The organism is Sphingomonas sp. SRS2 (assembly GCF_000971055.1).
GTDB lineage: Bacteria > Pseudomonadota > Alphaproteobacteria > Sphingomonadales > Sphingomonadaceae > Rhizorhabdus.
In genome coordinates this window covers 16,644-28,665 of record NZ_LARW01000121.1, presented here as the reverse complement: position 1 = coordinate 28,665, position 12,022 = coordinate 16,644, and the positions used below count along the sequence as shown (strand labels likewise).

General features: G+C 65.8%; 12 protein-coding genes. 5 read left to right on the top strand and 7 right to left on the bottom strand.

The window, feature by feature from the left end; translation table 11 throughout:
* Positions 1–420: 420 nt before the first annotated feature.
* On the bottom strand, positions 421–1,350 hold the full coding sequence (locus WP12_RS19575) for an IS1595 family transposase (RefSeq protein ID WP_046195371.1): 930 nt from the start codon (positions 1,348–1,350) through the stop codon (positions 421–423).
* 448 nt (positions 1,351–1,798) lie between these two features.
* Between WP12_RS19575 and WP12_RS26500 the strand changes: the two genes are divergently transcribed.
* Positions 1,799–2,053, top strand: coding sequence for an HGGxSTG domain-containing protein (locus tag WP12_RS26500; RefSeq protein ID WP_443027889.1), 255 nt, complete (start codon positions 1,799–1,801; stop codon positions 2,051–2,053).
* Here WP12_RS26500 and WP12_RS19570 read toward each other — a convergent pair.
* The 6 genes from WP12_RS19570 to mutM all read right to left on the bottom strand — a co-directional run bounded on the left by WP12_RS19570 (position 2,050) and on the right by mutM (position 7,893).
* Positions 2,050–2,388, bottom strand: coding sequence for a DUF423 domain-containing protein (locus tag WP12_RS19570; RefSeq protein ID WP_235399209.1), 339 nt, complete (start codon positions 2,386–2,388; stop codon positions 2,050–2,052). The genes WP12_RS26500 and WP12_RS19570 overlap by 4 nt on opposite strands.
* Positions 2,389–2,463: 75 nt before the next feature.
* Positions 2,464–4,251 carry a cation:proton antiporter domain-containing protein gene (locus tag WP12_RS19565; RefSeq protein ID WP_046195369.1) on the bottom strand — a complete coding sequence of 596 codons (1,788 nt, stop codon included), beginning with the start codon at positions 4,249–4,251 and terminating at the stop codon, positions 2,464–2,466.
* Complete coding sequence (locus WP12_RS19560; RefSeq protein ID WP_200894558.1) at positions 4,248–4,706, bottom strand: iron-sulfur cluster assembly scaffold protein; 459 nt, start codon at positions 4,704–4,706, stop codon at positions 4,248–4,250. The genes WP12_RS19565 and WP12_RS19560 overlap by 4 nt, the downstream gene beginning before the upstream one ends.
* Positions 4,707–4,874: 168 nt before the next feature.
* Positions 4,875–6,272 carry a chromosomal replication initiator protein DnaA gene (gene dnaA, locus WP12_RS19555; protein ID WP_200894559.1) on the bottom strand — a complete coding sequence of 466 codons (1,398 nt, stop codon included), beginning with the start codon at positions 6,270–6,272 and terminating at the stop codon, positions 4,875–4,877.
* A gap of 433 nt (positions 6,273–6,705) precedes the next feature.
* Positions 6,706–6,969: a 30S ribosomal protein S20 gene (gene rpsT / locus WP12_RS19550; RefSeq protein ID WP_046195367.1), complete on the bottom strand. Its 264-nt coding sequence runs from the start codon at positions 6,967–6,969 to the stop codon at positions 6,706–6,708.
* Positions 6,970–7,080: 111 nt separating this feature from the next.
* Positions 7,081–7,893 (bottom strand): bifunctional DNA-formamidopyrimidine glycosylase/DNA-(apurinic or apyrimidinic site) lyase, encoded by an 813-nt coding sequence (gene mutM / locus WP12_RS19545; protein WP_046195366.1) that lies wholly within the window; start codon positions 7,891–7,893, stop codon positions 7,081–7,083.
* Between the two features lie 155 nt (positions 7,894–8,048).
* Between mutM and WP12_RS19540 the strand changes: the two genes are divergently transcribed.
* Genes WP12_RS19540 through dut form a run of 4 tightly spaced genes read left to right on the top strand, consistent with a single transcriptional unit; the run spans position 8,049 to position 11,967 of the window.
* A complete protein-coding gene (locus WP12_RS19540; RefSeq protein WP_046195365.1) occupies positions 8,049–8,780 on the top strand; it encodes a class I SAM-dependent methyltransferase in 732 nt (243 codons plus the stop codon).
* Complete coding sequence (gene ubiB / locus WP12_RS19535; RefSeq protein ID WP_046195364.1) at positions 8,777–10,309, top strand: 2-polyprenylphenol 6-hydroxylase; 1,533 nt, start codon at positions 8,777–8,779, stop codon at positions 10,307–10,309. Before WP12_RS19540 ends, ubiB begins: the two co-directional genes overlap by 4 nt.
* A 4-nt stretch (positions 10,310–10,313) precedes the next feature.
* The gene (gene coaBC / locus WP12_RS19530; protein WP_046195363.1) at positions 10,314–11,531 is read left to right on the top strand and encodes a bifunctional phosphopantothenoylcysteine decarboxylase/phosphopantothenate--cysteine ligase CoaBC; all 1,218 of its coding nucleotides are present in this window, start codon (positions 10,314–10,316) and stop codon (positions 11,529–11,531) included.
* Positions 11,518–11,967, top strand: coding sequence for a dUTP diphosphatase (gene dut / locus WP12_RS19525; RefSeq protein WP_046195362.1), 450 nt, complete (start codon positions 11,518–11,520; stop codon positions 11,965–11,967). Before coaBC ends, dut begins: the two co-directional genes overlap by 14 nt.
* Positions 11,968–12,022: the final 55 nt, after the last annotated feature.

The window sequence follows — 12,022 nt, the reverse complement described above, 5'->3', positions numbered from 1 at the left end:
GGGTCGGGCTACGCCCTCCCTACGCCGCGCTCAGCGCAAGCTGGCGCCTCACAACAACGTTACCCGATCCCGCAAGGGGGTCCCTTTTAGACGCCTATCGGGGGTCCCGTTTGCACGCCGATTGACAAAACTGTCGAAAGAAATCGAAAATCCGGCGCAAATCCTCCAAGCGGAAGTCGCCGCTGAGCATGCGCTTAGCCCTAAGGGCGCACTCTTCTTTGATCCCCACGACTCACCTGCTATTACCTGCCCCATGGAACAGATATCAGACAAGGTTGAGCCGGAAGAGTCGGTTGCGCGCCAGCGCGATGAGGTGGTCAAGCGAATGCTTGCCACCCCACCACGACCGCGCGTGAAGCCTGAGAAGAAGGCTAGGTCCTAGATCGCCACCGCTGATTGCGGGGCTTCTTTCCGGGTGCCTTAGTTGGCGTATCCCCGGTCAGCTTGTTGATAGGTCAGCCGCTTGCCGACGACCCCAGCAATGGCCCGCTTAGCGCGCTCGCCATCGTTGATCCCAAGCGCGGTACGGTTGGAATAGCGGAAGTCGAACTCAGCAAGGTAGCGGTGCAGATGCTGCTCGCCGCAATGCTGATAGACGCCCTTCATCCCGCGCTTGAAGATCGAGAAGCTGCCCTCAACGGTGTTCGTGAACACGTCGCCGCGAGCATATTCGCCGCGCGAGTGATCGACGCTCTCATGGCTGTTGAAGAACTTGCCCACGTACTTGTAGAGGCGCGCGCCATCGGTGATGAGGCGGGCTTCTTTGGCGATGTTGGCGCGGCAGATGGGCTCAACGTAGGTCGAGATCATCTGGTCGAAGGTATAAGAACGAATCTGACCGGTATTGCGATCGACAAGGCTGATGACCTTCATCTTGTGTGCGCCGCTCTGCTTTACATCGTGGCCCTTCAGCTGCCCGATGTAGGTTTCGTCAACCTCGACCGCGCCGCCCTCTGAGCCGAACGGGGTTTCAAGCTCACCAGCGCGCATTGCTTCGCGGATACGGTGAGCCATGAACCATGCGGTGCGATACGAGCCGAAGCCAAGCATCCGGAAAAGCTGGTGGGCGCTCATGCCCTTCTTGCTCGAAACGAGCAGATGCGTCGCCAGTAGCCATTTGTGCAGCGGAATGTGCGAACGCTCGTAAACGGTGCCCATCGTGGCGGTGAAGGGCTTGCGACAATCCTTGCACTTATAGAGGCCGGGGCGGGTCGTTTTGCCCTGCATGAGGGTCGAATTACCGAACGTGCCGCAATGGGGGCACATGCGACCATCGGGCCAACGCAGCGCCTCAAAGTGGGCGCGGGCTGCTTCTTCGTTGGTGAAGATCGGATCGGTGAGGTTCGTCATGCATTCTCAATGCCGTAACGACCGTGGTATGTCAAGTGCATAATCGCCTTTTCAGGGGCAGCTCTGCTAAAGGATTTCCCCACTTGGATCGAGGCAGAGCATATGGGTTTGTCCTCCGTCACACGCCTCCCCGAATCTGCCAAGACAACGCATCGGACAGACACAGCAGGGTCTTCGCGTAAACATAGCAGTTCGGCCGACCCCATGAGTCTTGTCGCCAAAGCTCTGATGGCGCAGGCGCTCTCCCTCGACGCCATCTTCACCGCGATGGCGACGCGCTTCTCTGAAAATCGGGTCGAATGGCCGCAGGCGGCGCGGGTCTATGCGCGGCTGGCCTTGCGGGCACAGTCGCGCTCCCGCGCGTCGCTGGAGGATATGGCTCGCCTGATCCGGAGCCAGGCCGCGGCTTCGTGCATGAAAGCCCTCCTCCCCACGCAGGAAAAAATAAATGCAAAAACGAGCGAACAACCCCATGCAACCGGAAAATCTGGCGAAAGCGCCGCGATGCGGAGCGAAGACGCGGTCGGGGGCGGCGTGCCGGTCACCGGCGGTGGGTGGGGCGGCGAGCGAGAAGGCGCGGTGCCGGATGCACGGCGGCAAGGGCAGCGGAGCACCACGCGGCAATCGCAATGCCTGGAAACACGGCGTACATTCCGCCGAAGTCCGGGCGATCGCCCGCCTTCTGCGCGGAAACCGCTCCTAGCGCCCCCGCAGAAAGACGATCGCGAGCCACATCCAGCCGAGGATCAGCGCGAGGCCGCCCAGCGGCGTGACCGCGCCGAGCCAGCGCGGGCCGCCGAACGCCATCGCGTAGAGCGTGCCCGAGAACAGCAGCGCGCCGAGCAGGAACAGCGCGGCGGGTCCTCTGCCCTTGCCGAGCGCGACGAGCCCGGCCACCGCGTGGATCATCTGATAATGCGCGCCGGTGGTCAGCCACTCGGCGGCCTTGCCGGTGGCGCCATGCGCGCCATAAGCGCCCGCCATCACAGCGACCGCGCCCGACAGCGCGAGCAGCGCCGCCAGAGGGCTTCCCGTCATCGTCCCGCGCCTAGTCATCTCCGCTCCTGCTCATCGCTGCGCCTATCGTCTCTGCCGCTCCCATCGCTGCCCCGCTCATCGCTGACGGTTCTCCCCATCGTCGAGTTCGAGCCTCCGGTCATGGGTGAACATCATGTCGCGCTTCTCGGCGAGATCGCCGGTCGCGACCTGTGCTTCCAGCCGGCTTCCGTCGCGCCGCCGATATTCGGCTTCGATCTTGTCGACATTGTCGTCCCCGATGCCGACCGCCTCCAGCGCCTCGCGGCCCAGCAGCACCGCCGATTCGAACAGCTCGCGCACCGCGCCGGCGATGTCGAGCTGGCCGAGCACCATCATGTGCCGCCGGTCGAAAGCGCGGACGAGGATCGCGGCTTTGGGGAAGGCATTCAGGATCGGCTGGAGCTGCTTCTTGCCCAATTGTTCGCCATCGACGCAGAAGATGATCGCCCGCACCTGTTCGGCCCCCGCCTGCCGAAGCAGATCGACGCGGGTGCCGTCGCCATAATGGACCTTCGCGTCAAACTTCTTCGCGATGTCGATCATCTCGATATCCTGATCGATCAGGCTGACCTGCGTTCCCGACGCCATCAGCATTTGCGACACCGTCTGCCCGAAGCGCCCATAACCGACGACGATCGCGCTCGGCGTATCGCCGCCGTCGGGCCCGGGCCGCTCCTCTTTCTTGCCCGACGGGGCAGTCACGAATCGCCGCGAGAACATCATCAGGAACGGCGTCGTCGCCATCGACAGGGTGACGATCGCACCGAACAGGCTGGCCGCCTCGGGCTCGATCAGCAGCGCGTCGCGCGCCTGGGTGAACAGCACGAAGGCGAACTCGCCGCCCTGGCTGAGCAGCAGGCCGAAGCTGAACGCCGCGCGGTTCGGTACGCCGAACAGTTTCGCGATCCCGAACATCACCAGCGTCTTGGTCGCGACCACCGCGATCGCCATCACGATCACGAAGATCGGCCGCTCGGCGATGACCTGAAGGTCGAGCATCATGCCGACCGCGATGAAGAACAGGCCGAGCAATATGGTGCGGAACGGCTCGACATCCGACTCGAGCTCATGCCGATAGGGCGAGTCCGCCAGCATCACGCCCGCGATAAAGGCCCCCAGCGCAGTCGAGAGGTGCAGCGCCTCCATCACCGCCGCGCTCGCTAGCACGGTGAACAGGCCAGCCGCGACGAACAGCTCGCGTTCGCCGAGCCGGCCGATCAGCTTGAACAACGGGTTCAGGATGAAGCGCCCGGCGAGCACCAGTCCCATCACCGCGCCGACGGTATAGAGGCCGAGCAGCCAGCCCGGCGGCGTGCCCGCATCGGGCGGGGTGCGCGACAGGGCGGCGATGATCGTGATCATCGGGATCAGCGACAGATCCTGGAACAGCAGCACCGAGAAAGCGCGCTCGCCCGACGGCGTGTTGAGCCGTCCGGCGGAGCGGAGCATCGGCAGCACCTGCGCGGTCGAGGACAGCGCCAGCGGCAGGCCCAGCGCGATCGCCGCCGCGCCGCTGAAGCTGGTGCCGTAATAGATGATCGCCGTGATCGCGATGCCGCAGGCGGCGACCTGGGCAAGGCCAAGGCCGAAAATGTCGCGTCGCAGCCGCCACAGGCGGTTGGGGTTGAGCTCGAGACCGACGAGAAACAGCAGCAGGACGATGCCGAGTTCGGCGATGCCGAGCTTCGATTCGGCGCCGCCGATCAGCGCCAGTCCCTTCGGCCCGATCAGCGCGCCGGCGACGAGATAGCCGAGCGTGGCGCCCAGCCCGAGCCGGCGAAACAGCAGGACGAAGACGATCGCCGCGCCGAGCAGCAGCACGCCATCGCGCAGCAACAGGGTCGCATGGCCGGCCTCGTTCATGGAGCCGACTCCGGGGCCTTTCCGGCACATGCCTGCGCCGCGGCTTCGGCGACCGCCTCGAACGCGAGCCGGATCGAGGGATGGCGCGCGGCATGCGGCCGCGCGGGCGCGAAGATGTCGAGCCCCGGCCAGTCGCCCGGATCATCGCGCTCGCCCGCCAGATACGCCGTCAGCGCATCGCGTGCGGCGGCCAGTTCCCCGGCACTTCGCCCGATTGCATGCTCGCCCATCAGCGCCGCCGACGCCTGGCCCAGCGCACAGGCGCGCACCTCCTGCCCCAGCGCGGCGATACGGCCGGCCTCATCGATGACGATATCCACCGTCACCCGGCTACCGCAGATCGGCGATCGTTTCGACACCGTCGCCTGCGGTTCGGCGAGGCGGTCCTGATGCGGGATGCTGGTGGCGAGACGGAGGATCGTGGCGTTGTAGAGCGTGGCCGACATGCGCCCCATGTAGGGCCAACCCGCGCGCCCGTCATCCCGGCGCGGACCGCGATTTCAATTTTCTTAGTCGGAAGCCGATCGTCGCCCCGGCGGGAGGCCGGGCCGCAACAGGCTCTTGCCTCGACCGTGTGCACATCTTGCGGCGGCCCCGGCCTCCGCCGGGGCGACGCGCAAAGGTCAGCCTTCCAGCTGACGGATCAGCAGCCGCACATCGGCGTCGAGCTCGGCGTCGAGCGCGCGAAGCTTTTCGATCTGCTTGACCGCATGGATCACCGTCGTGTGATCGCGCCCGCCGAAGCGGCGGCCGATCTCGGGGAGCGAGCGCGGCGTGAGCTGCTTGGCGAGGTACATCGCCACCTGGCGCGGCCGGGCGACTTCGCGGGCGCGGCGCGCGCTCGACATCTCGGCCTGGCGGATGCGGTAATGGTCGGAGACCTTGCGCTGGATCTCGTCGATCGTCACCCGGCGCTGGTTGGCGCGGAGGATATCGGCGAGGGTCGCCTGGGTGAAATCCACATCGACCGGCTTGCCCGACAGCGCGGCATAGGCGACGACGCGATTGAGCGCACCTTCGAGCTCGCGGACGTTCGCGCTGATCCGGCGCGCGAGGAACATCACCACGTCCTGCGGCACATCGGCCTGCGGCATGCCTTGCAGCTTGCGGGTCAGGATGTTGAGACGCAGCTCGAAATCGGCCGGGTTGACGTCGGCGACGAGCCCCCAGGACAGGCGCGAGAGGATGCGGCTCTCGATCCCGTCGAGATCCTGCGGGCTGCGATCGGCGCTGATCACGAGGCGGCGGCCCGCGGAGATCAGCTCGTTCATCGTGTGGAAGAATTCTTCCTGGGTCGATTCCTTGCCCGCGATGAACTGAACGTCGTCGATCATCAGCAGGTCGGCGGCGCGCAGCCGCGCCTTGAAGCTGTAGGTGTCCTTCGCCCGCATCGCCGAGACGAACTCGAACATGAACTTCTCAGCCGACATATAGACGACCTTGGCGCCCGGATGGCGCGCCAGATATTCATGGCCGATTGCGTGCATCAGGTGGGTCTTGCCCAGCCCGGTGCCGCCATGGAGGAAGAGCGGATTGAAAACCAGCTTGCCGCCCTCGGCCAGCGTGCGGGCGGCGTTATACGCCACCTCATTCGCCTTGCCGACGACGAAGCTGTCGAACGTGTAGCGCGCTTCGAGCGGGGTGCCGCAGCGAATCTCGGGTTCGGCGGCCGGCGCTTCCTCCGGAGCGTCCACGACCGCGGCCGCGTCGGCGGAGAACATCACCGGACGATCGAGGCCGGAGGCCGCCACGATCGAGACGCTGCGAATCTGCGGGAGCAGCGCGCGCCAGCCATGGAGGAGATGCTCGATGAAATGGGTGGTGACCCAATTGGCCATGAACTCGCTGGGCGCGACAAGGCGCAGCGTGCCGACGGCGAGATCGCAATCGCCCAGCGCCAGCGGTTTCAGCCAGCCGTCGAAGGTGCGCACGCCGATGCTGCGGCGAAGTCCGGCCCGGATCGTTTCCCAGGCCTGGGCGAGAGCGACATCAACGCTGCCGATCGACGGCGCGCCATTCATGTCCAACCCGCCAATGTCTTCAGACACGCCGCTTCCTTCCCGAACGGCCACATGGCCGCTCCCCCGCAATTGCCAGAGCTGAAGGGCAACGCCCTCCCCTTTCCGAAGGACAGACCTCCGGACCCCATTCATGAAATCAAACTGAGGCCGGTTTCGACAGAATCGCGCACCAGCCGTTGAAGCCACTCTATGAAGAAGCCGCGACGCGGATCAAGAGCATCTATTTTGTAACTGCCCCGCAATATGGCTTGACAGGCGGTAAGCCGGGCCTCTCCCGATCAAATTATTTTTATCGTTATTTTACAGTATCTTAAGAAGGTCGCTTACAACGAATCAAACTAATTCCGAGGGTTACGTTTTAATGACCCATATATGACAAGAGCCCGCCGGCATTGCTGCCGGCGGGCTCTTGTAACCTGCAAGCCTGAAGCGATCAGCCGAGGGCGGCGATGCGCTTGGTCAGGCGCGAAAACTTGCGCGAAGCGGTGTTCTTGTGAACGATGCCCTTCGACACGCCACGGAACATCTCGGGCTGGGCAGCGGCGAGCGCGGCCGTGGCTGCGGTCTTATCGCCGGTGGCGAGCGCGGACTCGACCTTCTTCACAAAGGTACGGATCCGGCTGACCCGGGCGCCGTTGATCTCGGCGCGGCGGTCGTTGCGACGGATGCGCTTCTTTGCTTGGGGCGTATTCGCCATGCTCGTTCAAACCCTAGCTAATAATGACTAAAAACGGCGTGACACTTAGTCCACGTCGGGAAGGCCGGGCCAATACATAGACTTGGCTGTCGGGTCAACCTCCGAAAGCCCCTATTTCTGGCACTTCGGGCAGTAAAAGGTCGATCGGCCGCCATCGACCCGCCGCGCGACGGTGGCGCCGCAATGGCAGGATTCGCCCTCACGGCCATAGACCCGCCACTGCTTGGCGAAATAGCCCAGCTCGCCGTCCGGACGGGCATAGTCGCGCAAGGACGAGCCGCCCGCCTCGATCGCAGCCGCCAGAACCTCGCGAATCGAATCGACCAGCCGGTCGAGCGTCTTGCGTGCGATCCTGCCCGCCGGAGTGGTCGGCGCGATCCCGGTCATGTGCAGCGCCTCGCATACATATATGTTACCGAGCCCGGCGACGATCCGCTGGTCGAGCAGCATCGCCTTGATCGGCGCGGAGCGCCCGTCGAGCGCCTGGGCAAGGTACCCGCCCGAAAGGCCGTCGCCCAGCGGCTCCGGGCCCAGAGCCTTGAAGGCCGGGAAGTCGTCCAGTTCGTCCTTGCGAACCAGGTCGACCGATCCGAACCGGCGCGGATCGCACAGCGCCAGCACCCGCCCTTCATCGGTCTCGAGAATCAGATGGTCATGCGTGCCGACTTCCGACGGGTCGACCCGCCATCGCCCCGACATGCCGAGGTGGAAGATCATGACATCGTCACGGTCGGTCTCGATCAGCCCATATTTGGCGCGGCGGCCCAGTCCTGTGACGGTCGCCCCGGTCATCCGCTGGCGCAGATCGGCGGGAAAGGGGCGCCGCAGATCGGCGCGCCGCGTCTCGACCCGCGTCAGGCGATGGCCCTTTAGCGCAGGCTCCAGGCCACGAACGGTGGTTTCGACTTCGGGAAGCTCGGGCATGGGTTCGGACCTAGCTCACAGCCGTTCCCAGCGAAAGCCGGATCTCATTTCCCTTCGTCGAACGAGGCGGAGAGATCACAGCTTTCGCCGGAATGACGATATTGGGGGTGAGACATGGTTTGCGGCCCGAACAAGCTGACGCTAGAGCGTCCCCCATGAGCGAAACAGTTTCCTTCGGCTACACCGAGGTCTCCCCCGACGAGAAGACCGCCAGGGTCGGCGAGGTCTTCCGCAGCGTGGCGAGCCGCTACGATCTGATGAACGACGCGATGTCGGGCGGGCTGCATCGGCTGTGGAAGGATCGCTTCGTGCGTCTGGTGAAGCCGCGCGCCGGGGAAACCATCCTCGACGTGGCTGGCGGCACCGGCGACATCGCCTTCCGCCTCGCCAAATCCGGCGCGAAGGTGATCGTGTCGGACATCAACCCGGCGATGCTCGAAGTCGGCAAGGAGCGCGCGGCCAAGAAGCGGATCGACGGGCTCGACTGGTCGGTGCAGAATGCCGAAACGCTGAGCTTCGACGCGAAAAGCTTCGATGCCTATACGATCGCCTTCGGCATCCGCAACGTCACCCATCGCGCGCAGGCGCTGGCGGAGGCGCATCGCGTGCTGAAGCGTGGCGGCCGCTTCTTCTGCCTCGAATTCTCGACGACGCTGTGGCCCGGCTTCAAGGAGGCCTATGACGTCTATTCGCACAAGCTTGTCCCCAAGCTCGGCAAGCTGCTGGCCGGCGACGAGGAGAGCTATCGCTATCTGATCGAGTCGATCCGCCGCTTCCCGACGATGGACGCGTTCAAGGCCGAGATCGCGGCGGCGGGCTTCGTCCAGACGCGGGTCGAGCCGATGCTCGGCGGCCTTGTCGCGATCCATAGCGGCTGGAAGATTTGACCAGCAGCGTCACCCATGTCTGGCGGCTGCTGCGCTGGGGCCGCACGCTGGCGCGTCACGGCGCGCTACGGGGGATCGAGCGCGATCCGCTGACCCCGCCGCAGGTGCGCCGGCTCGTCAGGCTCGCCCGCTTTGGTGCACGTGTTCCGAAACAGCCGGCCTATGCCGAAGCCTTCGAGGCGATCGGCCCCGCCGCGATCAAGCTTGGCCAGGCGCTGGCCACCCGTCCCGATCTGGTCGGCGAGCAGGCCGCGGCCGAGCTGTTCCGGCTGCAGGACGCGGTGCCCCCCGCTCCCTTCCCGGCGATTCGTGCCGCGATCGAGCAGAGTCTCGGCAAACCGCTCGAAGCGATGTTCTCATCCTTCGAGGAAGTCGCGATCGGCGCGGCGTCGATCGCGCAGGTCCATCGCGCCGTGACGACTGAAGGGCGCACCGTCGCTGTCAAGGTGTTGCGCCCCGGTATCGAGGACGAATTCGCGCGCGCGATCGAGACCTATGAATGGGCCGCCGCGCACGCCGAGACGATGGGCGGCGAAGTCGCGCGGCTGCGGCCCCGGCTCGTCATCGCCACCTTCCGCCAGTGGACCGCGCGCGAACTCGACCTGCGCCGGGAAGCCGCTTCGGCGTCCGAACTGGCGGAGAATATGGCTGCGGTGCCGGGCTTCGTCGTGCCCCAGATCGACTGGAACCGCACCGCGCGCCGCGTGATGACAATGGAGTGGATCGACGGCGTCAAGCTGGCCGACCGCGCCGGGCTGCTCCAGGCGGGCCATGACGGCAAAGCGCTCGGCGCGCTGCTCGTCCAGGCCTTCCTGCGCCAGGCCATCGCCGACGGCTTCTTCCATGCCGATCTCCACCAGGGCAATCTGTTCGCGCTGCCCGACGGCCGGATCGCGGCGATCGACTTCGGCATCATGGGCCGGATCGACCGGCGCGCGCGCGTCTGGCTCGCCGAAATCCTCCACGGGCTGATCACCGGCAATTACAAGCGTGTTGCCGAGATCCATTTCGAGGCGGGCTATGTTCCCCCGCATCACAATGTCGGTGAGTTCACCACGGCGCTGCGTGCCGTCGGCGAACCGATCCGCGGTCTCGCCGCCAAGGACATCTCGATTGGACAGATGCTTGACGGCCTGTTCGCGATAACCCGCGATTTCGACATGCAGACCCAGCCGCACCTGCTGCTCCTCCAGAAAACGATGGTGATGGTGGAGGGCGTCGCGACCGCGCTCGATCCCGATCTCAACATGTGGGAAACGTCGGGGCCCTTCGTGCAGGAGTGGATCCGCTCGGAGCTCGGCCCCGAAGCCTGGCTTGCCGACCGCATCGTCGACGATGTGAAGACGCTTGCCGGCCTGCCCGATCTGATCCGCCGGATCGAAGCGCAATTCCCCGCCCCCGGCGGCGCCCCCCCGCCCCCGCCGCTCCGCGAAGTGCAGGTGATCCGGATCAACACGGGCTGGCGCTATGCGGTGGTCGCGCTGCTTGCGGGGACCGCTGGCGTCGCAGCGGCGCTGCTTCTAAGCTAAGCAGATGATCGCCCCTCGCATCCTGCTCATCATCGGCGGCGGCATCGCCGCCTATAAGGCGTGCGAGCTGGTTCGGCTGATCCGCAAGGGTGGCGGCAGCGTGCGGTGCGTGCTGACCGAGGGGGCGCAGCATTTCGTCACGCCGATGAGCCTCGCCGCGCTGAGCGAGCAGGAGGTCCACACCAGCCTGTGGGACCTCAAGAACGAGACCGAGATGGGCCATATCCAGCTGAGCCGTGAGGCCGATCTGGTCGTCGTCTGTCCCGCCACTGCCGACCTGATGGCGAAGATGGCCGCCGGGATTGCCGACGATCTCGCCACCACCCTGCTGCTCGCTACCGACAAGCCGGTGCTCGCGGTGCCCGCGATGAACGTCCGGATGTGGCTTCACGCCGCGACCCAGCGCAACGTCGCGCGATTGCGCGCCGATAGCGTCACGGTCCTCGATCCCGACGATGGCGCGATGGCGTGCGGCGAGTTCGGCCCGGGCCGGTTGCCCGAGCCGCCGTTCATCTGGGGCGAAATGGAAAAGCTCCTCGAAGCGCCCCGCGTCGCGCCTGCCGCGGGTATCAAAGGCGGCGCGCTCGCCGGTCGGCATGTGCTGGTGACGGCGGGGCCTACGCATGAGCCGATCGATCCGGTGCGCTACATCGCCAATCGATCGTCGGGCAAACAGGGCTATGCGATCGCCGAAGCGCTGGCGGCGCTGGGTGCGCGGGTAACGCTGGTATCGGGGCCGGTAAGCCTTGCCACCCCGGCCGGCGTGCACCGCATCGATGTCGAAAGCGCGCGCGAGATGGCGGCGGCGGTCGAGGCGGCGCTGCCTGCCGATGTCGCGGTGATGGTCGCCGCCGTGGCCGACTGGCGGGCTGATATGTCCGCTGGGCAGAAGATCAAGAAAGACGGTTCCGGCACGCCACCCACGCTGGCGCTCGCCGAGAACCCCGACATCCTCGCCGGGCTCGCGGCCAACCCGCGCCGCCCCCGCTTGCTGATCGGCTTCGCCGCCGAGACCGAGCAGGTCGTCGACCATGCCGTCGCCAAGCGCATCCGCAAGGACGCCGACTGGATCGTCGCCAATGATGTTTCCGGAGACGTGATGGGCGGCGACAGCAACAGCGTCCATCTCGTCACCCGCGACGGGGTCGAAAGCTGGGAGAATCTCCCCAAGGCCCAGGTTGCCCACCGCCTTGCCGCAAGGATCACCGATGCCTTCTCCTGAGATTTCGATACGAATGAAGCGCCTAGATCATGGTGCCGGCCTGCCGCTTCCCGCTTATGCCACCGCCCATGCCGCCGGGCTCGACATCGTCGCGGCGGAAGACGTGACCCTCGCCCCCGGCGCGCGCCATGCGGTCGCGACCGGCTTCGCAATCGCGATACCCGAAGGCTATGAGGTTCAGGTCCGTCCTCGCTCGGGCCTCGCGCTGAAGAACGGCATTACCTGTCTCAACACGCCGGGCACGATCGATGCCGATTATCGCGGTGAGGTGAAGGTGATCCTCGCCAATCTCGGCAGCGACCCGTTCGATGTGAAGCGCGGCGAGCGCATCGCGCAGCTCGTACCCGCCGCCGTTCAGCGCGCGGCCTTCGCCGAGGTCGACGAGCTGGACGAGACCGCGCGTGGGGCGGGCGGGTTTGGATCAACGGGGCGTTAGTCGCCCTCTTCGCCATTCCCGCGAAAGCGGAAATCCACGGTCACGGACCGCTGGA